The sequence below is a fragment of the Sphingopyxis sp. genome (genome assembly GCF_019459305.1).
Taxonomy (GTDB): Bacteria; Pseudomonadota; Alphaproteobacteria; order Sphingomonadales; family Sphingomonadaceae; genus Sphingopyxis.
In genome coordinates, this window is the sequence record NZ_JAIBES010000083.1 from 1 (window position 1) to 21,377 (window position 21,377).

A 21,377-nucleotide genomic window follows, 5' to 3' on the forward strand; every position below is an offset into this window, starting at 1 on the left:
CTTTTGCAAAAGGCCACTCCGACGCTCGAAACAAACGCCGCTTAACAACCCGGGGTGGACCAGTTTTACGTGTCGCCCCCGGACCACTTCACGATGTCGCTTGATACGGAGGAATCAAGAGAGAAAAGGGAAGCCTAGCCCACTTTACCCGAGCGTTGCTCTCAGCGCACATAGGGAGTAAACATGGATTTACCCTGCTTTTCGGCCTAAATTTGTCTATGCAGGGTAATTCCTTGTAAAATGATATTTTACCCCAACTGATCGCATCGTCTTTCAGACCGATGGCAACCCGGCGGTCAGATATAGCGCTTACTATGACGGTTTTTCGCCGAATATTGGAACCGGAGTCCACGCGACGCCCGCCGCGCTCTATGAATTTGACGTCCCGAAATTGGACGTTTCCAGACATTATCTCATTGGCATCCGAAGATCCGCTAACAGCCGATTCCTGCCAAAGCCGAGCGTTCCTTGGCCCAAACTGACAACAAAACTAAATGATTATATGGGCTTAGCACTCTTGGAGCGGGTAGCGGGAATCGAACCCGCCTAGCTAGCTTGGAAGGCTAGAGCATTACCACTATGCTATACCCGCTCGCCAAGGTCGGCGGCGATTGCCATTTTGACCCATCGTCGTCAAGTCCGCGTTGCGCGCGCCATTGAGAACATCAGGAGAACATGCTAGGCTGCGTACGTGAAAGATGTCGTCGACCTCGCCCCCGACACGCCAACGGATGCTCCCGTCCGCAAGATCATTCATGTCGACATGGACGCCTTTTACGCGTCGGTCGAACAGCGCGACGATCCGGCGCTGCGCGGAAAACCCGTCGCGGTTGGCGGGTCGTCACGGCGCGGGGTCGTAGCCGCAGCCAGCTATGAAGCGCGCAAGTTCGGCGTCCGCTCGGCGATGCCTAGCATCACCGCCAAGCGGCAATGTCCCGAGCTAATTTTTGTGCCGCCGCGTTTCGACGCCTATCGCGAGGTTTCGCACCAGATCCGGGCAATTTTCCACGACTATGCCGACGAGGTTGAACCGCTGTCGCTCGATGAGGCCTATCTCGACGTCAGCGCCGACAAGACCGGGCTGGGCAGCGCGACCGCGACCGCCAAGCTGATCCGCCGCCGCATCCGGGACGAAACCGGCCTCACCGCCTCAGCAGGGGTTTCGTACAACAAGTTCATTGCCAAGCTGGCGTCGGACCAGAACAAGCCCAACGGGCTGACCGTTATTCCGCCGGGCAAGGGCGCCGAATTTGTCCAGACCCTGTCGATCCGCCGCTTTCACGGTATCGGCCCGGTGACGTCGGCCAAGATGGAGGGGCTCGGCGTGTTTTCGGGCGCCGATCTCGCAGGCAAAGACCCGCTGTGGCTCGCTGAGAACTTTGGCAATAGCGCCGAATGGCTGTTCAACCTCGCGCGCGGCATCGACCATCGCCGGGTCAAGTCGCACCGCCCGCTCAAATCGCTCGGCGGCGAGCGGACGTTTTTCAATGACCTCATCACCGACACCGAAATCCGCGAGGCGCTCGCGCATGTCTGTACCGTGGTGTGGGACCGCGCCGCCAAAAAGGGCGCGCGCGGGCGGACCGTTACGCTGAAACTGCGCTACGCCGATTTCAAAACGATCACGCGGGCGAAATCGGTGCCGGCGCCGATCCTTGACGGCGCATCGTTGCTGGCGGCGGGCGAAGCGATACTGGCGCTGCTCCTGCCGACCGAGCAGGGAATCCGCCTGCTGGGGCTGACGCTGAGCAAATTCGAAGGCGAGGAAGAAGACGCGGCGGACGCGTCGCCGACGTCCACCGACCTGCTCAGCCTTATTTAGCCGCAGGCGCATGGCGCCTGATCGCGGCCTGCATCCTGGGCGATAGCGTCGGCAAGGCACAGCGAATGAGCGGTTCATCCGACACCTGGATCTCCTCGCGAAATGGCGCACCAACACGATAGAGCGCGCGATCGGTGCCCGTCGCCTTGATCCGAAAATAGCCTGCACCATCATAGCCGTCGAACTGCATCTGGGTGAAACCGCCCTCCACCACCCGCGTCTGCGTGATCGGGCGCAATTCGGCGGCGGGGCCAAGATTACCGGTGGGCCCATAAAAATAGAGCGAGCCCCATCGCGTTCCGTCAAAGACATAGCCATAGCGCACCGTCGCGCATTTCTGGTTATCGTTGGTCCACAAGCCCTTGGCGATCGGCAATTTTATGGCCGGCTGCGCCATCGCAGGAACACAGCTGGCGATCGCCGCCAGCGTCAGCATCACTATCCGCATCGTCATCCTCCCATCGGCCCGAAGCGGCGTCATGGTGGCGGACTTGGCGCGCGCGATCAACCCGGCATGGGCTGGCTATTCGGCCAATGCCCCCAACCGCCGCTCTTTGGTCGCGGTGAAGCGGATGTCGGGATTGCGCTGGGTGATATAACCCACTTCCCAGCCGTCCTTGGCCATGAACACCGGCGCGCCGTCGCGGTCGGTGGCGCTGGCGCCGCGATGTTCGGACTGGAACGCCTTCAGCTTTGCCGGGTCGTCGCTGGCGATCCAGCGCGCGGTTTCCCACGGCGACTGTTCCAACTTCGCCTCGACCTTATATTCGGCGTCGAGGCGGCTGATCAGCACTTCAAGCTGCAACTGACCGACGACCCCGACGATCATGTTGGCGCCGATTTCGGGATAAAAGACCTGGATGATCCCCTCCTCGGCCATGTCGTCGAGCGCCTTGCGCAGTTTTTTGGTCTGGGTCGGATCGACCAGCGCGACGCGGCGCAGCAATTCGGGTGCGAAATTGGGCAGCCCGGTGATCGTGATGTCGGTGCGTTCGGACAGCGTGTCGCCGACGCGCAGCGTGCCATGGTTGGGAATCCCGATGATGTCGCCGGGAAAGGCTTCCTCGGCCATTTCGCGGTCCTGCGCCAGGAACAGCATCGGGCGGCTGATCGCGATCGCCTTACCTGTGCCGCCCTGCATCAGCCGCATTCCGCGCTCGAACTTGCCCGAGCACAGCCGCATGAAAGCGATGCGGTCGCGGTGCGCGGGGTTCATATTCGCCTGCACCTTGAAGACGAAGCCGGTGACGGCGGCGTCGGTCGGATCGATCGGCGCGGGCTCGGCGGGTTGCGGCTGCGGGCCGGGGGCGTGGTTGGCCAGCGCGGCTAGCAGGTCGATGACGCCAAATTCCTTCAGCGCCGATCCGAAATAGACCGGGGTCAGGTCACCATTACGGTAAGCCGCGGCGTCGAAATCGGCGTAGCAGGCCGACGCCAGCTCGGTCTCTTCCTTCAGGTGCGCGAGCGCATGGGCGCTGATCTCGGCGGCCAGCGCGGGGTCGTCGAGCCCCGCCACCTTGGCACGATGGCCTTCGTACATCCGCGATGCATCGCCGCCCGGTTTCATAATCGCGGGATCGACCAGATCGTAAATCCCCTCAAACTGCCCGCCCATGCCCGCGGGCCAGTTCATCGGACACACGTCGAGCGCGAGCCGGTCAGCGACCTCGTCGAGCAGCTCAAACGGCGGCAAGCCTTCGCGATCGACCTTGTTGATGAAGGTGATGATCGGCACCGACCGCAGGCGGCACACTTCGAACAATTTCAGCGTCTGCGGCTCGATGCCCTTCGCGGCGTCGATCACCATCACCGCGCTGTCGACCGCGGTCAGGGTGCGATAGGTATCCTCGCTGAAATCCTCGTGCCCCGGGGTGTCGAGCAGGTTGAAGACCAGCCCCGCATGTTCGAATGTCATCACCGACGAGGTGACCGAAATCCCACGCTGCTGCTCGATCTTCATCCAGTCGGATCGCGCGCGCCGCGCGGCCCCGCGCGCCTTCACCTCGCCGGCGATATGGATCGCCCCGCCGGCGACGAGCAATTTCTCGGTCAGTGTCGTTTTGCCCGCATCGGGATGCGAGATAATGGCAAAGGTGCGGCGGTCGGGATGCGTCTGGGACATGGCGCGGGCGGTTAGCAGGTGGCGCCAGATGTGGAAAGGGCTGGCATGCGCGCCACTGCCGACGCATGATGGATGCCATGCGAACCCTTCTCCTCGCCGCCGCGCTGATCGCCGCCCCTGCCGCGGCGCAGGACTCGCCTATGGTCGGCGAGTACAGCCTGGCCGAAGGCCCCGACGTCGGTGGTGGGCTGTTGATCCGCGGCGACGGGCGTTTCCAATATATGCTTGCGGCGGGCGCGCTCGACGAACGCGCCGAAGGGCGATGGGAAGCGCGGGGCGACACGATCTGCCTCACCACCGACCCAAAGCCGGTGCCGCCTAAAATGGAGAAAGGCGCGCTGATCGAGGTCGAGGGCAACATCCCCACCCTGCTCGTCACCTGGCCCAACGGCAGAGGCATCCCCGGCGTCGATTTCACCATCGGATTCGACCGCGGCGACCCGATCGAGGATTACACCCAGACTGACGGCTGGACGATGCCCAAGAGCGACAAACGCATCCCACGCTGGGTCGAATTGCGTGAAGCGATTTACGACATCACCGCGCCGCGGTTCGAGCTGACCGAAGCCGATGGCGGCAAGCTGCGCGCGATCATTGTCCCGAACGATATCGGCGTGGTCGATTTCGACGGGGCGTGCCTGGAAAAAACCGACCGCGGCGCCACGCTGCGCCGTGTCGATGGCGAGATGCGGTTTGTAAAGCTGGACCCGGAATAGCGGCTCGTAGCGCCCCCCTGCCAGCACGGTGTCCTACCCGAGCACCCAGTCCCGCCGCGGATGTGCCCTGGTGCGTGGTCATAGACGTCATCGTCGGCACCGGCCTGCTGATCATCTGGCGCGGCGAAGGCATATTCTAACATGCCTGTCGGCGAGCAAAGCGGCGCCGGTCCATAACGCGCCAGCGGCGCTACCCCCGCAAAATCTTCTCCATCTTCTTTCCCCGCGCCAATTCGTCGATCAGCTTGTCGAGATAACGCAGCTCGCGCATCAGCGGTTCTTCGATATTCTCGACGCGGATGCCGCAGACAACCCCGGTGATCAGCGACCGCGCCGGGTTCAGCTGCGGGGCCTGCGCGAAGAAATCTTCGAAATTCGTTCCCTGCGCCAGCTCACTCTCAAGCTGCTGCTGGCTATACCCCGTCAACCAGCGGAAAATCTCGTCGACCTCCGCCTTCGTCCGCCCCTTCTTTTCCGCCTTGGCGATATAATGCGGGTATACGCTCGCGACGCTGATCGAAAAGATGCGGTGTTTGGCCATGGAGTCGTCCCATTTGTGTCTGATGCGGATCCGCGGCGCGTCTCGAAATCTACGTAGGCAGATATCGGGACACTTTGACCTTCAAAAGCTGGACCAGTGCGTCATCCATAAATTCATAGTCGTCCGGAATGTCGAGGCAGATTACGCGCGCGTCCTTCAGCGCGGTCCGATAGCGCTTCTGGAGCTTGTTGCGATGCGCCTTTTCCATCACGAAAATCATGTCCGCCCAGCGAACAACTTCGGATGTCAGCGGATTCTCCGCATTATTGTTGGTGCCCGCCGATGCCGTTTCGACCCCCGGATGATCGGCGAATATCTGCTCGGCCGTCGGGCTCCGCAGCTTGTTCTGGCTGCACACAAACAGGATGTTGGTCACCTTCGCCAAGCAACCCTGCCCTACCCCAGCACCCAGCTCCGCCGCGGATAGCCCTGCGCCCACAGCAGCGCGGTCAAATCATGATGCCGCACCACCGCCGCCGCGGCCTCGCCCGCCGCCGGGTGCGGATAATAACCCACCCCCAGCCCGGCCGACGTAATCATCGGAATATCATTAGCGCCGTCACCCACCGCCAGCGTGTCGGCGAGCGGCAGGCCGTGCTTCGCCGCCTCGGCCTTCAAGGTCTCCAGCTTCGCCGCGCTGTCGACGATCGGCTCGATCACCTTCCCGGTCAGCTTGCCGTCGTGGATCTCCAGCTCGTTCGCCAGCACCTTGTCGAACCCGATCGCTTCCCCGACCGGCCCCGCGAACGGCATGAAGCCGCCCGACACCAGCACCGAATGGGCGCCATGCGCCTTCATCGTCTGCACCAAAGTCCGCGCGCCGCGAGTCAGCTTCACCCGCTCCATCCGGCATTCGACCAAGGTCGCTTCGGGCATCCCGGCCAGCAATCCGACCCGCTCGATCAGCGCCGCGCGGAAATCGAGATCGCCGCGCATCGCGCGCTCGGTGATTGCCGCAATCTCGGGCTTCAGCCCCGCATAATCGGCCAGTTCGTCGATACATTCGACGGTGATCATCGTCGAATCCATGTCGGCGATGATCAGTTTCTTGGTCCGGTCGCCCTGCGGCTGGACGATCGTGTCGAGCGATCCATGGTCCATCAGCGCCAGTTCGGCGCGGGCGCTGACCAGGCTGCCCTCGAACACAATATCGGCCGCATCGCCGACATCCAGCCAGTGCGGCGCGCCAACATCATGCCCCGTGGCGTCGAGCCGATCGATCGCTTCGCGAACCACCTCGTCGGTCAGCTTTCCGGCTGCTATCAGCGTCGCGACAAACATGGCTGCTCCTTCATCCTCTTCCCGGCACCCGCCTTTTCAGGTGCGCCCGCCTGTTGCACTTATCGCTGGCCCTACCGCCAGCGGCAAGAGTGCATTGGCGGTGGCACTCGCAAAAGCCGTCGGGCGCGGCGTCGTGATCAACGCCGACGCCAGCCAGGTCTATGCCGACCTCGCGATTCTCTCGGCGCGTCCGACCGAAGGCGAGATGGCGGGCATCCCGCATCATCTGTTCGGCCATATCGACGCCGCCCAGCCGCATAATGCCGCGCGCTGGGCCGATGAAGCACGCGCCGCCATCGCCGCCGCGCATGCCGCGGGCGACATCCCGATCCTCGTCGGCGGCACCGGCCTGCATATCCGCACCCTGCTCGACGGCATTTCGCCAATCCCCGAGATCGACCCCGATGTTCGCGCCGCCGTCCGCGTCTTGCCCGTCGCCGAAGCCCACTCCGCGCTCACCCGCGAAGATCCCGACACCGCCGCCCGTCTCAATCCCGCCGACACCACGCGCATCGCCCGCGCGCTCGAAGTCGTTCGCTCGACCGGCCATCCGCTGGGCCACTGGCACGCCGCGCGCACGGGCGGCATCAGCGATACGATCGCGCTCGCGCCGCTCATCCTGCTCCCGCCGCGCGCGTGGCTGCGCGATCGCTGCGACCAGCGGCTGGTCCAGATGTTCGACCGCGGCGCGATTGCCGAGGTCGAAGCCCTGCTCGCCCGCAACCTCGACCCCGATCTTCCCGCGATGCGCGCCATCGGCGTCCCCCAGATCGCGCAATATCTGAGCGGTACGATCGATCAGGGTGAAGCGCTCACCCTTACCCAAGCCGCCACCCGACAATATGCCAAACGCCAATATACTTGGTTCCGCAACCAGCCGCCCGCTGACTGGTCGCGCCATCTTGAGTTACTAAACAACGATTCTGTTGATCAATTAGCAATTATATTACGTCAAAGTCTGTTGACAGGATAGAATCATATACCTATTGCCCGCAACCCTGTTGCAGCGCACAAGCGCGGCGTTTTGGTGTTGAAAGGAGTTTCGTCGTGACGGAAATGAGCGGTGCCGACATGGTGGTTCAGGCGCTGGTCGACCTTGGCGTCGATACAGTGTTCGGCTATCCGGGCGGCGCGGTGCTTCCGATTTACGACGCGCTCTTCAAGCACCCGACGATCAAGCACATCCTCGTCCGCCACGAACAGGCCGCGACCCATGCCGCCGAAGGCTATGCGCGCTCGACCGGCAAGCCCGGCGTCGTCCTCGTCACCTCCGGCCCCGGCGCGACCAACGCGGTTACCGGCATCACCGATGCGTTGCTCGACTCCATTCCGATGGTCGTGCTCACCGGGCAGGTGCCGACGACGCTGATCGGCACCGATGCGTTCCAGGAATGCGACACCGTCGGCATCACGCGCCACTGCACCAAGCATAATTATCTGGTGATGGACCCCGACCGGCTCGGCCCGATCCTGCACGAGGCCTTTTATATCGCGACCCACGGCCGCCCCGGCCCGGTGGTCATCGACATCCCGAAGAACGTCCAGGTCGCGACCGGCACCTATTCGATCCCCAACCGGATCGACCATAAAAGCTATCGCCCGCAGGTCGATCCCGATGCCGACGCCATCGCAGCCGCCATCGCGATGATCGCTGCGGCCGAGCGCCCGATCTTCTACACCGGCGGCGGCGTCATCAACGCCGGCCCTGATGCGAGCGCGGCGCTGCGCCAGCTCGTCGCGCTGACGGGCGCGCCGGTCACCTCGACACTGATGGGGCTCGGCGCCTTCCCCGCCGACGATGACAAATGGCTCGGCATGCTCGGCATGCACGGCACCTATGAAGCCAATATGGCGATGAACCGCGCCGACCTGATCATCGCCGTGGGCGCGCGCTTCGACGACCGCGTCACCGGCCGCCTCGACGCTTTCTCGCCCGATTCCAAAAAGATCCACATCGACATCGACCGCAGTTCGATCAACAAGATCGTCCCCGTCGACCTCGCCGTCGTCGGCGACGCCGGGCGCGCGCTCGATGCGCTGATCGCGGCGTGGGCCGACAAGGGCTATAAAGCCCGCGACCTTGGCGAATGGTGGCGCCGCATCGACGGCTGGCGCGCGACGCGATGCCTCGACTTTCCCGAGAAGAAAGAGGATGGCGCCGAAATCATGCCGCAGCGCGCGGTCAAGGCGCTGTTCGACGCAACGCGCGGCATGGACCCGATCATCACCACCGAGGTCGGCCAGCACCAGATGTGGGCGGCGCAGCATTTCCACTTCGACAGCCCCAATCGCTGGCTGACCAGCGGCGGGCTCGGCACGATGGGCTATGGCTTCCCCGCCGCGGTCGGCGCCCAGATCGCGCATCCCGATCGCCTCGTCATCTGCATCGCGGGCGAAGCCTCGCTCCAGATGAACATCCAGGAAATGGGCACGGTCAGCCAGTACCGCCTGCCGGTGAAAATCTTCATCCTCAACAATCAGTGGATGGGCATGGTCCGCCAGTGGCAGGAACTGACCTACGAAAGCCGCTATTCGAACAGCTATTCGGACAGCCTGCCCGATTTCGTGAAGCTCGCCGACGCCTATGGCTGGACCGGGCTGCGCATCGACACGCTCGGCGACCTTGCCGACGGCATCCAGACGATGTTGGGCACGCCGGGGCCGGTGATCGTTGACTGCCGCGTCGCGCAGCTCGCCAACTGCTTCCCGATGATCCCCTCGGGCGCCGCGCACACCGACATGATCCTCCAGCCGAATGACATCGTCGGCACGATGGACGACGAAGCGAAAGCACTGGTCTAAGCCGATGAAAATCACAACCGAAGCGGGCGAGCGCCATGTGCTCGCCGTCACCGTCGATAACGAGGCGGGTATTCTCGCGAAGATCACCGGGCTGTTCTCGGCGCGCGGCTATAATATCGAAAGCCTGACCGTCGCCGACATCAGCGCCGATCATGCGCTGTCGCGGATCACTATCGTCACCAGCGGCCCGCCCGCGGTGATCGACCAGATCATTGCGCAGCTCGACCGGCTCGTCCCCGTCCATTCGGTGACCGACCTCGCCGACGGCGGGGCGCATGTCGAACGCGAGATCGCGCTGGTCAAGGTCGCGGGCAGCGGCGACAAACGCATCGAGGCGCTGCGCATGGCGGACGTATTCCGCGCCAAGGTCGTCGACACGACGCTCAGCAGCTTCATCTTCGAAATCACCGGGACGAGCGACAAGGTCGACCGCTTCATTGCGTTGATGCGCGAATGTGGGCTGGTCGAAGTCGGCCGCACCGGCGTCGTCGCCATCGCCCGCGGGGCGGAGGCGGTTTAGTTTTCATCATGTCATCCCAGCGAAAGCTGTGATCGCACGCAGTTTTACACCGAGATCGATCCCAGCTGACGCTGGGATGACGAAAAATGGGGAAGAAGAGAATGCAAGTCTATTACGATCGCGACGCCGACCAGGATCTGATCAAGGGCAAGAAGGTCGCCGTCGTCGGCTACGGCAGCCAGGGCCACGCCCACGCGCAGAACCTGCGCGACAGCGGCGTCACCGAGGTCGCGATCGCGCTGCGCGCCGGTTCGGCGACCGCCAAAAAGGCCGAGGCCGCGGGCTTCAAGGTGCTGACCAACAAGGAAGCCGCCGAATGGGCCGACGTCATCATGATCGCCGCTCCCGACGAACTTCAGGCGAAGATCTATGCCGATGACCTTGCCGCCAACATGAAGCCCGGCGCCGCGCTTGCCTTTGCGCACGGCCTCAACATCCACTTCGGCCTGATCGAAGCCCGCCCCGACATCGACGTCTTCATGGTCGCCCCCAAAGGCCCCGGTCACACCGTGCGCAGCGAATATCAAAAGGGCGGCGGCGTCCCCTGCCTGATCGCGGTCGCGCAGGAAGCGACCGGCAACAGCGGCAACGGCTATGCCAAGACGCTCGCCCTTTCCTACGCCAGCGCCGTCGGCGGCGGCCGCAGCGGCATCATCGAAACCACTTTCAAGGAAGAGTGCGAAACCGACCTCTTCGGCGAACAGGCGGTGCTATGCGGCGGCATCACCCACCTGATCCAGGCGGGTTTCGAGACGCTGGTCGAGGCGGGCTATGCCCCCGAAATGGCCTATTTCGAATGCCTTCACGAAACCAAGCTGATCGTGGACCTGCTCTATGAAGGCGGCATCGCCAACATGCGCTATTCGATCAGCAACACCGCCGAATATGGCGACATCAAAACCGGCCCGCGCATCATCACCGAAGAAACCAAGAAGGAAATGAAGCGCGTCCTCCAGGACATTCAGTCGGGCCGCTTCGTTAAGGATTTCGTCCTCGACAACCAGGCCGGCCAGCCCGAGCTGAAGGCCAGCCGCAAGGCAGCCGCCGCGCATCCGATCGAAAAAGTCGGCGGCGAACTGCGCGCAATGATGCCATGGATCGCCAAGAACCAGCTGGTCGACAAGGCGAAGAACTAAACCTCGTCATTGCGAGGAGCGTAGCGACGAAGCGATCCAGAGCGGGAAAAGCCGCCCTGGATTGCTTCGCTCCGCTCGCAATGACGAAGCGAGAAAAAAATGGGGCATCTCTTCGACACCCACCGCGCCGATCTCGACGCGCTCGCGGTTCAAAGCAGCCGCCGTGCGCTCGCCGCGCGCACCGGCCGTGATTTCGCCTCGAACGATTATCTCGGGCTCGCCGATAGCGACACGCTGCGCGCCGCCCTCACCGCGGGCATCGCGCGCGGCCTGCCCGCCGGATCGGGCGGCTCGCGCCTGCTACGCGGCAACCACCCCGAACATGAAGCGCTCGAAGCCCACGCCGCGCGCCATTATGGGAGCGAGGCCGCGCTCTTCTTTGCCACCGGATTCGCGGCCAACACCGCACTCTTCGCCACTCTCCCCCAGCGCGGCGACCTTGTCGTCCACGACGAACTGATCCACGCCAGCGCGCACGACGGCATGAAGCTCGGCCGCGCCGGGACCGTCGCCGCCGCGCACAATGATGCGCAGGCGTTCGACGATATCATCACCCGCTGGCGCGCCGGCGGCGGCGGCGGCACCCCGTGGATCGCGGTCGAAAGCCTTTACAGCATGGACGGCGACCGCGCTCCGCTCGACGCCCTCGCCGCCATCGCCGACCGCCACGATGCCGTGCTGGTGGTCGACGAAGCGCACGCCACCGGCGTCTTCGGCCCCGGCGGCGCGGGCCTCGCCCACGCGCTGCGGCGCCGCGACAACCTCATCACCCTCCACACCTGCGGTAAGGCGCTCGGCTGCGAAGGTGCGCTGCTCTGCGCCCCCGCCATCGCGACCGACTTCATCGTCAACCGCGGCCGCCCCTTCATCTTCTCGACCGCCCCCTCGCCGCTGATGGCGTGGCTCGTCCGTCAGGCGATCGAGATCGTCGCGAACGAGCCCGAACGGCAGGCGCGCCAGCACGCCGTCGTCCGCCACGCCGCCGAACGCCTCGTGCCGCTCGGCATCCCCGCCAGCGGCACCCAGATCCTGCCCGTGATCATCGGCGACAACCAGCGCACGATGCGCATCGCCGGGGCGCTGCAGGGCGCAGGGTTCGACATCCGCGGTATCCGCCCGCCCACCGTCCCGCAGGGGACCGCGAGGCTGCGCATCGCGATCACCCTCAACGTCGACGAAGCCGACATCGACGCAATGGCCGACGCGCTCGCGCAAGCGATGGCCGCGGCATGACCCGCTTCGTCGTCACCGGCACCGATACCGGCGTCGGCAAATCGATCTTTTCTGCCGCACTCGCGGGCGCGACGGGCGCGCCATATTGGAAACCGATCCAGTCGGGCCTGGAGGACGAAACGGATAGTGAAGTTGTCGCACGCCTCGGCCACGTTGCGATCCGACCAGAAGCCTACCGCCTGAACACCCCCGCCTCCCCCCACCTTGCCGCGGAAATCGACGGCGTCACCATCGACCTCGATGCGCTCACACCGCCCCCCGGCGACATCGTCATCGAAGGCGCGGGCGGCGCGCTCGTCCCCGTCACCCGCACCACGCTCTACGCCGACCTGTTCGCGCGCTGGCGAATCCCCGTTATCGTCTGCGCGCGCACCGCGCTCGGCACGATCAACCACAGCTTGCTGACGATCGAGGCGCTCCGCGCGCGCTGCGTCACGATCCACGGGGTCGCGTTCCTTGGCGATGCGGTGGAAGACAGCGAGGCGATCATATCGCAGATAAGCGGCGAGCGCCGATTGGGGCGGCTGCCCATCATCGATCCGCTGAACCCGGAAACGCTCGCGGCTGCGTTCAACGCAAACTTCGATCTTGCCGATTTTGGCTAACTAAAAGCCGCTCGCCCTGAGCTTGTCGAAGGGCCGTTCTTGCCTCTATGCGGCGCAAGTAGAAGTGCGGTGCTTCGACAAGCTCAGCGCAAACGGAAAAAGACAAATGTCGCGAACCTCCCCCGTCTGGCACCCCTTCACCCAGCACGGCCTCGGCGACCTCATCCCGCAGATCGCCCGCGGCGAAGGCGCGCGCCTCTACGATGCCGACGGCAATCACTGGATCGACGCCATATCCAGCTGGTGGGTCACCACACACGGCCACGCCCACCCGCGCATCATGGCTGCAATTCGCGACCAGTCCGAAAAGCTCGACCAGCTCATCTTCGCCGGCTGGACCCACGAACCCGCCGAAAGCCTCGCCGCCGAACTGGTCCGCATCACCCCCGCTCCGCTCACCCGCGTCTTTTTCTCGGACTCGGGCTCGACCAGCGTCGAGGTCGCGCTCAAAATGGTGCTCGGTTACTGGGCCAACATAGGCGAGGCGCGAAGCCGCATTCTCGTCCTCGAACACAGCTATCATGGCGATACTATCGGCGCGATGTCGGTCGGCGAACGCGGCGTGTTCAACAAGCCTTACGAGCCCTTGCTCTTCGACGTCGGCACCATCCCCTTCCCACACGAAGGCCTGGAACAGGCCACACTTGACGCGCTCGAAGCCGCCTGCGGGCAGCACCCGGCCGCCTTCATCGTCGAACCGCTGATCCTCGGGGCCGGCGGGATGCTCTTCTATCCCGCGTGGGTGCTCGCCGAAATGCGCGCCATCTGCGCGCGTCACAACGTCCTCTTCATCGCCGACGAAGTTATGACCGGCTGGGGCCGCACCGGCACCCGCTTCGCCTGCGACCAGGCGGGCGTCATCCCCGACATCGTCTGCCTGTCGAAAGGCCTGACCGGCGGCGCGCTGCCGCTCGCGGTGACGCTCTGCATCGAACCGATCTTTGCCGCGCACCTCTCGACCGACCGCAGCAAGACCTTCTATCATTCGAGCAGTTACACCGCGAACCCCCTCGCCTGCGCCGCCGCCAACGCCAATCTCGAAATCTGGCGGGACGAGCCCGTCCAGCAGCGCATCGACACCCTCGCCCACACACAAGCCGCGCACCTGTCGCTGCTGAGTCACAACCCGCGCGTCGCCAACCCGCGCTGCCTCGGCACCATCGCCGCGCTCGACATCGTCGTCCCGGACTCGGGCTATCTCTCGAACCTCGCGCCGCGCCTCATCGCCTTTTACCGCGACCACGGCGTTCTCCTCCGCCCGCTCGGCAACTCCGTGTATGTGATGCCGCCCTATTGCATCACGGCAGAGGATTTGGCGCAGGTGTGGGATGCGATCACGCTGTCCCTCGATCACCTGTCCTAGCGTTTCTCCAGCAGCAATTTGTCGCCCGCCTGGCGAATGATCCCCTCGATCATCGGCCGCACGAACCCCAGACCGGCGGGCAGCTCGAAATCGATGACCAGCGCCGCATCCTCGACCATCGCGGTTGACGCGATGCTATTCCCCATCGCGTGGATCACAAAATCCATCCGGTCTTCATGTTCCCAGCGATGCTCGACCCGCCCCAGGCCGCCGGGGATCAGCTTGACCAGGTCGTCGGCGCGCGCGGCCATGCGGCGGCGCACTTCGGCGCGCGGCAGGTCATGGGCAATCCGAACGCTGGGCATAAAATCGGCTCCTTCGATCGTCGATGTGGGGCGCGCGGCAAGACGATGCAACGCCCGATCGGCTCGGCAGTTAGGCTTAGGTTCATCTAGCCCGCCTATCACCGATGGCGGGAGAGGCTTTTGGAGGCACGACGCCCTATGACGAGAAAGCCGATCTATTTCCTGTTCCCGCTGCTTACCGCGCTCGCTGCGCCCGCCGCTGCGCAGGATGAAAGCCTCGCGCAATCGGCGCAGCCGCCGCAGCGCACCTCGGTCCTCTATACCTTCGGCAACGATCCCTGCCCCGAACCGGTCGGCGACGAGATCATCGTCTGCGCGCAGCAGCCCGAATCCGAGCGCTACCGCGTCCCCAAGGAACTGCGCGAAGAGCTGAAGGAAGACGTTGCCGTCGGCGGCGGCAGCTGGGCCTCGACGGTCGAGGGGTATGACAATATCGCCCGCGCCACCCGCCCGAACAGCTGCTCGCCGGTCGGCAGCTACGGCTTCACCGGCTGCGCCTCGGCCGCGCTGCGCGAGTGGTTCGAGGCGCGCCGCGCGCCCTGACGGAACCCGTCGGCGAAACATTGCGTTTCCTGTGGGCTAATTGACGCGGCACCGCCCGCGCGCCTAGCCTGACTGTCCCAACAGGAGATCCCATTCATGCGCCGTATCGCTCCCCTCGCCGCCCTCGCGCTCGCCGTCGTGGCGGTTCCCGTCGTCATCGCCCAGAACGCCCCCACCGTCCCCGGTGCGCCCGACAAGACGCGCGTCGCCGCGGGCACCTATGCCGCCGACGCGGGTCACACGATGGTCGTGTGGGAAGTCGATCATTTCGGCTTCAGCAAATACACCGGCATCTTTGGCGACGTCACCGGCACCCTCGTCATCGACCCCGCCAATCCCGCCGCGTCGAAGGTCGATGTCACGATCCCCGTCGCCAAGGTCACCACCGCCAGCAGCGGCCTGACCGGCCATCTGCTCCGCGCAGGCAAGGACGGCGGCAAGCCCGACTTCTTCGGCGCCGCCCCCGCCGACGCCAAATTCGTCTCGACCAGCGTCGTGCTCGACGACGAGGGCGACGAGGCCAAGGTCACCGGCAATCTCACCCTCAACGGCGTCACCAAGCCGGTCACCCTCGACGTCGATTTCCACGGCGCCGGGACCAATCCCTATAACAAGAAAGCGACGATCGGTTTCGAGGCCGAGGGCAAGATCCGCCGCAGCGATTTTGGCATCGCTTACGGTATCCCCGCGGTCAGCGACGAGGTCGAACTCGAAATCCACGCCGCCTTCGAAAAACAGTAAGCGCCGCCGAGCTGCACCCCAATCTGTCACACGCACCGCGTAAAAGCCGGGGCGGGATCTTCACCGGTCCCGCCCCCTTTTGCGAGGAGCCCGTGTGATGAGCGAACTGGTACGCGAAATTGTCGACGTGAACGCCTTCATCGGCGGCGGCGAGGAACATCCGCTGCTGACTGTCGAGGCCGAGGGTCTCACCCCCACCGCGGGCTGGGCGAACGTCCGGCTCGATCCGCATGTTTACATCAGCCCGCCCGAGGACGGCGTCCAGGATTTCGACCTCGTCGGCGATCGCCCCGCGGGCAGCGACGCCGGCCGTGATCGGGGCGCACTCACTCAGGTCGAGGCCGCGTGGGAAGGCCCGCTCGCCGAGTGGCTGATCGCCGTGCGCGTCCACGCGATCGACAATATGATCGAGGACGAGATTTTCGAGCCGTGGGACGAGGACGACGCGGAGAGCGAAGCCGCCTGACGCTCGCCCTGCCGCGACTTTCCCAGTCCCCTGCCTGCGCCGGATCGCGACCCCCTCGCGGTCCGGCGCTATTTTGCGGTTCATCGCGCAGCCAGCACCCCTGGCCTAGCCTCCCTCTATCCAAGGGAGGACCATCATGCGTATCCTGCTGCTCGCCGCCGCGCTTATCGCCGCCCCCGCGCTCGGCCAAACCAACCCGCAAATCGACTATCCCGCCTTCCAGGCGCTCACCGCGAGCGTGGCGCCGCAGCGCGCTACCCGTCTGCTCGCCTTCGACGCCTTCAAGGCCAAAGCCGCGAAGCCCGATGTCCTCCTCCTCGACGCCCGCTCGGCCAGCGCATTCCAGCGCGGGCATATCAAGGGCGCGGTCAACCTGCCGCTCACCGATTTCACCGAGGGCAGCCTCGCCGCGGTAATCGGCGCCAACCCTGACCGCCCCATCCTCATCTATTGCAACAATAATTTTCGCAACAATGTCGCCCCGGTGCCGGTCAAATCGGTCGCGCTCGCGCTGAATATCCAGACCTTCATCAACCTTGTCGGCTATGGCTATCCCAATGTGTACGAGCTCGCCGATGTCGTCGATTTCAACGACCCCGCGGTGGAGTGGGTGAAGGGATAACGCCCCGCCCACGCAATTTTCCCACTCCCCCCTTGCCAAGCGCGACATTTTGCATCACTAGGGCGGCCATGCGCGGCAACGCCCTTCTTCTTCTGCGACTTACACGCCCTTGGGCGTGACACTGGCTGCGCGTTAGTCGCGGCCACCCGCTCAAGGGTCCGATCGACATCATCGCAACCGACCAGCAGAAGACCAATCCCATGACCATGCTCCGTGACCCTTCGGTCAAGTACAGCGCCTTCCCGCAAGTTCCCTTGGCGAACCGCGAATGGCCCACCCGCGTCACCACCGCCGCGCCGATCTGGCTGTCCACCGACATGCGCGACGGCAATCAGGCGCTGATCGACCCGATGGATGCCGAGAAAAAGGCGCGCTTCTTCGACCTCCTCTGCCGCATCGGCCTGAAAGAGATCGAGGTCGGCTTCCCCAGTGCCGGCGCGACCGAGTTCGACTTCATCTCCGGCCTCGTCCAGCAGGGCCGCATCCCCGACGACGTCACCCCGCAGGTGCTCACCCAAAGCCGCGCCGACCTCATCCGCACCAGCTTCGACAGCCTCGCCGGCGCGAAATCCGCGATCGTCCACGTCTATAACGCGGTGTCGCCCGCCTGGCGCCGCATCGTGTTCGGCATGGAGATGCCCGAGATCAAGGCCATCGCGATCGAGGGCGCCAAGCAGCTGCGCGACAACGCCGCGCGCCTCCCTGGCACCGACTGGCGATTCCAGTACAGCCCCGAAACCTTCTCGACCGCCGAACTCGATTTCAGCATCGAGTGCTGCGCCGCGGTGATGGACATCCTGCAACCCACCACCGACAAGCCGATCATCGTCAACCTGCCCGCCACGGTCGAGGCATCGACGGCGAACATCTACGCCGACCAGATCGAATATTTCTGCAAGAACCTGCCCGGCCGTGACCGCGCGATCATCTCCCTCCACACCCACAACGACCGCGGCACCGGTGTCGCCGCCGCCGAGCTCGGCCTGCTCGCGGGCGCCGACCGCGTCGAGGGCTGCCTGTTCGGCAATGGCGAGCGCACCGGTAACAGCTGCCTCGTCACCATCGCGCTCAACATGTACACGCAGGGGGTCGACCCCGGGCTCGACTTTTCGAACATCGACGAAGTCATCGCGACGGTCGAATATTGCAACCAGCTCCCCGTCCACCCGCGCCACCCCTATGGCGGCGAGCTGGTCTATACCGCCTTCTCGGGCAGCCATCAGGACGCGATCAAGAAAGGCTTCGCCGCGCGCGAGCGCCAGAATGACGAACGCTGGGAAGTCCCGTACCTGCCCATCGACCCTGCCGACCTTGGCCGCAGTTACGAAGCGGTGATCCGCGTCAACAGCCAGTCGGGTAAGGGCGGCGTCGCCTGGGTGCTCGAACAGGACAAGGGGCTGAAACTGCCCAAGAAAATGCAGGCCAGCTTCAGCCACGTGGTGCAGACGATGGCGGACGAAACCAGCCGCGAGCTGACCGCCGACGACATCTGGGGCGCGTTCGAAACCGCGTATCTCAAGGTCGAGGACAAGCGATTTCAGCTCGTCGACTGGTCCGAAAGCCACGCCGGAGCCGACCGCATCTTCGCCGGCAAGCTCACCATCGACGGCGCCCCGCGCAGCGTCAGCGGCCGCGGCAACGGCCTGATGAGCAGCGTCATCGCCGCGCTCGCCGAGTCCGGCGGCCCGGTGATGGACATCGTCGATTACAGCGAACATGCGATCGGCCAGGGCAGCACCGCGCAAGCCGCCGCCTATGTCGAATGCCGCACACCCGACGGCAAAAGCGTCTTCGGCTGCGGCCTCGACACCGACGTCGCGACTGCCAGCGTGCGCGCGATCCTGAGCGCCGCCAACGGCGCCTGACCGCGCGATGCCGCTCTGCCACCGCCTCGCGCAGCCGTCGGACCTCGACGCGCTGCGCGCGGTGATGGCGCTCGCGATCGCCGAACTGCAAAAGGGCTTCCTCGACGACGCACAGATCGCGGCCAGCCACGCCGTCATGGGCCTCGACACCCAGCTGATCGCCGACGGCACCTATTTCGTCATCGAGGCCGAGGGTCAGATCGCGGGCTGCGGCGGCTGGTCGCACCGCGCGACGCTCTACGGCGGCGACCACGCCGCCGCCCTGCGCGACCCCGCCCCGCTCAGCCCCGCCACCGATGCCGCCCGCATCCGCGCAATGTACACCCACCCCGCCTTCGCAAGGCAGGGCATCGGTCGCATGGTAATCGCGCTCTGCGAAGCCGCCGCGCAGCAGGCCGGCTTTGCCCGCACCGAGCTGATGGCCACGCTATCGGGCGAACCCCTATACCGCGCCTGCGGCTACACCCCCATCGAACGGGTAAACGCGCCCGGCCCCAACGGCGCGAGCGTCCCCCTGATCCGTATGGGCAAGCAGCTGGCGGCTAACCAATCCTCCCTGTAGCCAACGGCCATGGGGAGGTGGAAGACCCCTTTGACTGCCTTGCAGGCGCTCAGGGTAAACTGCGCCGCAGGCGCAGGATTGACGGAGGGGCAAAAGCGCAACGCGGCCGCCCCGCCCCCACCCATCGGGCGGTCCCGCTCAGCGGCGAACGGGGCGTAAGCCCACGTTCGCACACCCCGACCGACGATCAGTTCGATGGCGCTGCCGCGGCCTTCGATTGCGCAACCGCCGTCGCAAACTGCTGCGCCGAAAGCGTCGTCGCCAGCCCGGCGTTCGATACGAACAGCACCGATCGCGGCACCGTCACGTCCCCCGCGCCGGTGGTCAGCAGCGCGCTGTCCGCCGCGACCGCCTTCACCTGACCCAGCACCGCGCTGCCACCCGCGCTGCGCACATCGGCGCCGACCTTCAATGCAGCGCCGACCGCAGCGTCATTTTCCCTGGCGGCCTGCGCCACCGATGCGAGCAGCTTTGCCTTGGTCACATTGAGCGCCGGACCCTTGGGCGTCTGGACAAAGGCGTTGGCGGGGACGACGATGCCGCGATCGCCGACCGCCACTGCAACCTTGCCGCCTTCGACCTGCGCGATCTTGCCCACCACCTCGCCCGCCGAGTCATGGACATTGGTGCCCGTGGTCAGCGACGCAGCCGGGGCGGGCGCGGGGGTCGGCGCCGGATTGGCCTGCACCGCCAGCGCGGGACCGGCATAAACTACCGCGCCCGCAAGGCACAGTGATGCGATAAAGCCGAACGGCTTTTTCATGGCTTGTCTCCTGTTGATGGGTGAAACCCCACCATAGACAGCGCCCTGCCGGTCTGGCCAACGCGGGGTTGCCGAACCGTGGCCCCGACAAGACAAGCCGAGCCCGCAGGTGATTCCTCGCTGTGACTGAAGGTTACTTCCCGCCGCCCGCCGATTCCTGCGAGCTGAGGAGGGGCAGTTCGGCGATCCCGCCTACGCCCGCGCGCTCGGCGACGACGAACTGGAAGCTTATGAAAACCGGCGCGCGGCCGAGGCATCCCCGCTGCTGATCGCGGGCGAGGCCGCGCGCCAGGCTTTCTTCGCGCTGCCCGATGCCGCCAATGACGCTGTGGACGATCAGCAGACCGCCGCTGTCCGGCGACAGCGCGGGACGGGCTGACCCTAATCGACGACCCAATAATCGGGGGCGCCGCCGGGTTCGTGGCCGCGGCGACAGATCACCGCGCCATCGACCAGCAATTCGGCCCATTCGCCGATCGGTTCGAGCGCAATCATCGCTAACGCCGCGGCGACGTCGGCCGCCTCGAACGACACGCGCTTTTCCAGCCCGAACCACGCGTCGCGGTATCGAAGCATGTACATGGTCAGGGGTTCGGTGGTCGCGGGGGCGGCGCCGGGCGGCGCGTCGCCGCTAGGTGCATCGGGGCGGGGCAGGCAATCGCAGTCACCATCGGTGGCGCCGCGCTGCAAGGATCGGGGAATCTTCATGGGGGAGTACCTTCGTTGGGGGAACCGAAGGGGCAGTGCCGCTGGTCAGTTCGGCTATGACCGCCGCCGGGGGGCGAAAGATTAGGGTCGGCGATATGTCTCCTCGTCCGAAAAACGTCCAAATCGTGCGCGCCGTTGCATATGGGTCGAGCACGACACCGGGAACATTATGAAAATCGACGCCTTTTCATTGCCATGGGTCGCTGGGGCGATTGGCCGTCATTCGACGAGTGGCAAAGTGTCATCGATGAACGGCCCATGCACCGACGATGGCCGGCGTGCGGCCGCCATCTTACAATCGGCGATAGGCGTCCCCATATCGTCCTAATCGCGGTACCGACTTTTCCTTAGGCCGCCGCGGCTGAGAGACCTGCGCGCTCCCGCTTATCCGAACAGGAGCCGCGCCCGATGAACAGCCGAGCCAAACCCGTCAATCTGCCCGTCCGCAAGGCGCCCGTCGCCGCTGCGCCCACGAAACCAGCCAGCACCGACGCTTCCGACGACGCGGCGCCCGGCCGCGCGCGCACCAACAATTATTTCCGCAAGAACCGCACCCCGCTCGCCCGCGACGATGCCAAGCGGCAGGGCGACATCAGCCAGCTCGCCTTCCTGACCATGGGCGGGCGCGACGCGGCGGTCGACTTCCTCAACAGCTAAAATG

25 protein-coding genes and 1 tRNA gene are annotated in these 21,377 nt (G+C 65.1%); 16 read left to right on the forward strand and 10 right to left on the reverse strand.

The window, feature by feature from the left end; all coding sequences use genetic code 11:
- Window positions 1-518 precede the first annotated feature (518 nt).
- Window positions 519-592: transfer RNA gene (locus tag K0M74_RS09400), tRNA-Gly, on the reverse strand.
- Between the two features lie 99 nt (window positions 593-691).
- Between K0M74_RS09400 and dinB the strand changes: the two genes are divergently transcribed.
- A complete protein-coding gene (gene dinB, locus K0M74_RS09405; protein ID WP_293971022.1) occupies window positions 692-1,822 on the forward strand; it encodes a DNA polymerase IV in 1,131 nt (376 codons plus the stop codon).
- On the opposite strand, the gene K0M74_RS09410 is transcribed toward dinB, so the two are convergent.
- Window positions 1,815-2,303 (reverse strand): hypothetical protein, encoded by a 489-nt coding sequence (locus K0M74_RS09410; RefSeq protein ID WP_293971025.1) that lies wholly within the window; start codon window positions 2,301-2,303, stop codon window positions 1,815-1,817. The genes dinB and K0M74_RS09410 overlap by 8 nt on opposite strands.
- Window positions 2,304-2,345: 42 nt before the next feature.
- Window positions 2,346-3,944 carry a peptide chain release factor 3 gene (locus K0M74_RS09415; protein WP_293971028.1) on the reverse strand — a complete coding sequence of 533 codons (1,599 nt, stop codon included), beginning with the start codon at window positions 3,942-3,944 and terminating at the stop codon, window positions 2,346-2,348.
- 77 nt (window positions 3,945-4,021) lie between these two features.
- On the opposite strand from K0M74_RS09415, the gene K0M74_RS09420 reads away from it, so the two are divergent.
- Window positions 4,022-4,660, forward strand: a complete 639-nt coding sequence (locus K0M74_RS09420; RefSeq protein ID WP_293971031.1) for a hypothetical protein — start codon at window positions 4,022-4,024, stop codon at window positions 4,658-4,660.
- 190 nt (window positions 4,661-4,850) lie between these two features.
- On the opposite strand, the gene K0M74_RS09425 is transcribed toward K0M74_RS09420, so the two are convergent.
- Genes K0M74_RS09425 through serB form a run of 3 tightly spaced genes read right to left on the reverse strand, consistent with a single transcriptional unit; the run spans window position 4,851 to window position 6,482 of the window.
- On the reverse strand, window positions 4,851-5,201 hold the full coding sequence (locus K0M74_RS09425; protein ID WP_293971034.1) for a DUF2200 domain-containing protein: 351 nt from the start codon (window positions 5,199-5,201) through the stop codon (window positions 4,851-4,853).
- A 49-nt stretch (window positions 5,202-5,250) separates the two neighbouring features.
- Window positions 5,251-5,577 carry a low molecular weight protein tyrosine phosphatase family protein gene (locus tag K0M74_RS09430; protein ID WP_293971109.1) on the reverse strand — a complete coding sequence of 109 codons (327 nt, stop codon included), beginning with the start codon at window positions 5,575-5,577 and terminating at the stop codon, window positions 5,251-5,253.
- A 20-nt stretch (window positions 5,578-5,597) separates the two neighbouring features.
- A complete protein-coding gene (gene serB, locus K0M74_RS09435) occupies window positions 5,598-6,482 on the reverse strand; it encodes a phosphoserine phosphatase SerB (RefSeq protein WP_293971037.1) in 885 nt (294 codons plus the stop codon).
- Between serB and miaA the strand changes: the two genes are divergently transcribed.
- From miaA to K0M74_RS09470, 7 genes are all read left to right on the forward strand, one after another.
- Window positions 6,481-7,455 (forward strand): tRNA (adenosine(37)-N6)-dimethylallyltransferase MiaA, encoded by a 975-nt coding sequence (miaA, locus tag K0M74_RS09440; protein WP_293971040.1) that lies wholly within the window; start codon window positions 6,481-6,483, stop codon window positions 7,453-7,455. The two genes, serB and miaA, sit on opposite strands and share 2 nt — an antisense overlap.
- Before the next feature lie 74 nt (window positions 7,456-7,529).
- Window positions 7,530-9,284, forward strand: a complete 1,755-nt coding sequence (gene ilvB / locus K0M74_RS09445) for a biosynthetic-type acetolactate synthase large subunit (protein ID WP_293971043.1) — start codon at window positions 7,530-7,532, stop codon at window positions 9,282-9,284.
- A 4-nt stretch (window positions 9,285-9,288) separates the two neighbouring features.
- Window positions 9,289-9,804, forward strand: a complete 516-nt coding sequence (gene ilvN, locus K0M74_RS09450; RefSeq protein WP_088440693.1) for an acetolactate synthase small subunit — start codon at window positions 9,289-9,291, stop codon at window positions 9,802-9,804.
- Between the two features lie 101 nt (window positions 9,805-9,905).
- Window positions 9,906-10,940 carry a ketol-acid reductoisomerase gene (ilvC, locus tag K0M74_RS09455; protein WP_293971048.1) on the forward strand — a complete coding sequence of 345 codons (1,035 nt, stop codon included), beginning with the start codon at window positions 9,906-9,908 and terminating at the stop codon, window positions 10,938-10,940.
- A 99-nt stretch (window positions 10,941-11,039) separates the two neighbouring features.
- Entirely contained in the window at window positions 11,040-12,173 is a 1,134-nt protein-coding gene (locus K0M74_RS09460; RefSeq protein WP_293971050.1) for an 8-amino-7-oxononanoate synthase, read from the forward strand.
- A complete protein-coding gene (bioD, locus tag K0M74_RS09465) occupies window positions 12,170-12,778 on the forward strand; it encodes a dethiobiotin synthase (protein WP_293971053.1) in 609 nt (202 codons plus the stop codon). The genes K0M74_RS09460 and bioD overlap by 4 nt, the downstream gene beginning before the upstream one ends.
- Before the next feature lie 106 nt (window positions 12,779-12,884).
- Window positions 12,885-14,141 carry an adenosylmethionine--8-amino-7-oxononanoate transaminase gene (locus K0M74_RS09470; RefSeq protein WP_293971056.1) on the forward strand — a complete coding sequence of 419 codons (1,257 nt, stop codon included), beginning with the start codon at window positions 12,885-12,887 and terminating at the stop codon, window positions 14,139-14,141.
- Here the strand turns inward: K0M74_RS09470 and K0M74_RS09475 are convergent.
- Complete coding sequence (locus K0M74_RS09475; RefSeq protein ID WP_293971059.1) at window positions 14,138-14,446, reverse strand: polyhydroxyalkanoic acid system family protein; 309 nt, start codon at window positions 14,444-14,446, stop codon at window positions 14,138-14,140. The genes K0M74_RS09470 and K0M74_RS09475 overlap by 4 nt on opposite strands.
- Window positions 14,447-14,584: 138 nt before the next feature.
- Here K0M74_RS09475 and K0M74_RS09480 point away from each other — a divergent pair, with 138 nt between their 5' ends.
- The 6 genes from K0M74_RS09480 to K0M74_RS09505 all read left to right on the forward strand — a co-directional run bounded on the left by K0M74_RS09480 (window position 14,585) and on the right by K0M74_RS09505 (window position 19,245).
- Window positions 14,585-14,989 carry a hypothetical protein gene (locus K0M74_RS09480; RefSeq protein WP_293971062.1) on the forward strand — a complete coding sequence of 135 codons (405 nt, stop codon included), beginning with the start codon at window positions 14,585-14,587 and terminating at the stop codon, window positions 14,987-14,989.
- 96 nt (window positions 14,990-15,085) lie between these two features.
- A complete protein-coding gene (locus tag K0M74_RS09485) occupies window positions 15,086-15,730 on the forward strand; it encodes a YceI family protein (RefSeq protein ID WP_293971065.1) in 645 nt (214 codons plus the stop codon).
- Window positions 15,731-15,827: 97 nt separating this feature from the next.
- Window positions 15,828-16,196 (forward strand): hypothetical protein, encoded by a 369-nt coding sequence (locus K0M74_RS09490; protein ID WP_293971068.1) that lies wholly within the window; start codon window positions 15,828-15,830, stop codon window positions 16,194-16,196.
- Window positions 16,197-16,332: 136 nt separating this feature from the next.
- On the forward strand, window positions 16,333-16,818 hold the full coding sequence (locus tag K0M74_RS09495; RefSeq protein ID WP_293971071.1) for a rhodanese-like domain-containing protein: 486 nt from the start codon (window positions 16,333-16,335) through the stop codon (window positions 16,816-16,818).
- A 200-nt stretch (window positions 16,819-17,018) separates the two neighbouring features.
- Complete coding sequence (gene leuA, locus K0M74_RS09500; RefSeq protein ID WP_293971074.1) at window positions 17,019-18,683, forward strand: 2-isopropylmalate synthase; 1,665 nt, start codon at window positions 17,019-17,021, stop codon at window positions 18,681-18,683.
- A gap of 7 nt (window positions 18,684-18,690) precedes the next feature.
- Complete coding sequence (locus tag K0M74_RS09505) at window positions 18,691-19,245, forward strand: GNAT family N-acetyltransferase (RefSeq protein WP_293971077.1); 555 nt, start codon at window positions 18,691-18,693, stop codon at window positions 19,243-19,245.
- 187 nt (window positions 19,246-19,432) lie between these two features.
- Here the strand turns inward: K0M74_RS09505 and K0M74_RS09510 are convergent, their stop codons facing one another.
- The 3 genes from K0M74_RS09510 to K0M74_RS09520 form a co-directional block, all read right to left on the reverse strand.
- On the reverse strand, window positions 19,433-20,008 hold the full coding sequence (locus K0M74_RS09510; RefSeq protein WP_293971080.1) for a hypothetical protein: 576 nt from the start codon (window positions 20,006-20,008) through the stop codon (window positions 19,433-19,435).
- 133 nt (window positions 20,009-20,141) lie between these two features.
- Window positions 20,142-20,405 (reverse strand): hypothetical protein, encoded by a 264-nt coding sequence (locus K0M74_RS09515; RefSeq protein WP_293971083.1) that lies wholly within the window; start codon window positions 20,403-20,405, stop codon window positions 20,142-20,144.
- Window positions 20,390-20,716 carry a hypothetical protein gene (locus K0M74_RS09520; protein WP_293971086.1) on the reverse strand — a complete coding sequence of 109 codons (327 nt, stop codon included), beginning with the start codon at window positions 20,714-20,716 and terminating at the stop codon, window positions 20,390-20,392. Before K0M74_RS09520 ends, K0M74_RS09515 begins: the two co-directional genes overlap by 16 nt.
- A 408-nt stretch (window positions 20,717-21,124) precedes the next feature.
- On the opposite strand from K0M74_RS09520, the gene K0M74_RS09525 reads away from it, so the two are divergent.
- Window positions 21,125-21,373: a hypothetical protein gene (locus K0M74_RS09525; protein ID WP_293971088.1), complete on the forward strand. Its 249-nt coding sequence runs from the start codon at window positions 21,125-21,127 to the stop codon at window positions 21,371-21,373.
- The last annotated feature ends 4 nt before the right edge of the window (window positions 21,374-21,377 follow it).

Bases quoted from the DNA above. Each gene is read 5' to 3' on its own strand.
- K0M74_RS09410 (WP_293971025.1), bottom strand. From the start codon at position 2,303: ATGACGCCGCTTCGGGCCGATGGGAGGATGACGATGCGGATAGTGATG.
- K0M74_RS09415 (WP_293971028.1), bottom strand. From the start codon at position 3,944: ATGTCCCAGACGCATCCCGACCGCCGCACCTTTGCCATTATCTCGCAT.
- K0M74_RS09420 (WP_293971031.1), top strand. From the start codon at position 4,022: ATGCGAACCCTTCTCCTCGCCGCCGCGCTGATCGCCGCCCCTGCCGCG.
- K0M74_RS09425 (WP_293971034.1), bottom strand. From the start codon at position 5,201: ATGGCCAAACACCGCATCTTTTCGATCAGCGTCGCGAGCGTATACCCG.
- miaA (WP_293971040.1), top strand. From the start codon at position 6,481: ATGGCTGCTCCTTCATCCTCTTCCCGGCACCCGCCTTTTCAGGTGCGC.
- serB (WP_293971037.1), bottom strand. From the start codon at position 6,482: ATGTTTGTCGCGACGCTGATAGCAGCCGGAAAGCTGACCGACGAGGTG.
- ilvN (WP_088440693.1), top strand. From the start codon at position 9,289: ATGAAAATCACAACCGAAGCGGGCGAGCGCCATGTGCTCGCCGTCACC.
- ilvC (WP_293971048.1), top strand. From the start codon at position 9,906: ATGCAAGTCTATTACGATCGCGACGCCGACCAGGATCTGATCAAGGGC.
- K0M74_RS09460 (WP_293971050.1), top strand. From the start codon at position 11,040: ATGGGGCATCTCTTCGACACCCACCGCGCCGATCTCGACGCGCTCGCG.
- bioD (WP_293971053.1), top strand. From the start codon at position 12,170: ATGACCCGCTTCGTCGTCACCGGCACCGATACCGGCGTCGGCAAATCG.
- K0M74_RS09470 (WP_293971056.1), top strand. From the start codon at position 12,885: ATGTCGCGAACCTCCCCCGTCTGGCACCCCTTCACCCAGCACGGCCTC.
- K0M74_RS09475 (WP_293971059.1), bottom strand. From the start codon at position 14,446: ATGCCCAGCGTTCGGATTGCCCATGACCTGCCGCGCGCCGAAGTGCGC.
- K0M74_RS09480 (WP_293971062.1), top strand. From the start codon at position 14,585: ATGACGAGAAAGCCGATCTATTTCCTGTTCCCGCTGCTTACCGCGCTC.
- K0M74_RS09485 (WP_293971065.1), top strand. From the start codon at position 15,086: ATGCGCCGTATCGCTCCCCTCGCCGCCCTCGCGCTCGCCGTCGTGGCG.
- K0M74_RS09490 (WP_293971068.1), top strand. From the start codon at position 15,828: ATGAGCGAACTGGTACGCGAAATTGTCGACGTGAACGCCTTCATCGGC.
- K0M74_RS09495 (WP_293971071.1), top strand. From the start codon at position 16,333: ATGCGTATCCTGCTGCTCGCCGCCGCGCTTATCGCCGCCCCCGCGCTC.
- leuA (WP_293971074.1), top strand. From the start codon at position 17,019: ATGACCATGCTCCGTGACCCTTCGGTCAAGTACAGCGCCTTCCCGCAA.
- K0M74_RS09505 (WP_293971077.1), top strand. From the start codon at position 18,691: ATGCCGCTCTGCCACCGCCTCGCGCAGCCGTCGGACCTCGACGCGCTG.
- K0M74_RS09510 (WP_293971080.1), bottom strand. From the start codon at position 20,008: ATGAAAAAGCCGTTCGGCTTTATCGCATCACTGTGCCTTGCGGGCGCG.
- K0M74_RS09520 (WP_293971086.1), bottom strand. From the start codon at position 20,716: ATGAAGATTCCCCGATCCTTGCAGCGCGGCGCCACCGATGGTGACTGC.
- K0M74_RS09525 (WP_293971088.1), top strand. From the start codon at position 21,125: ATGAACAGCCGAGCCAAACCCGTCAATCTGCCCGTCCGCAAGGCGCCC.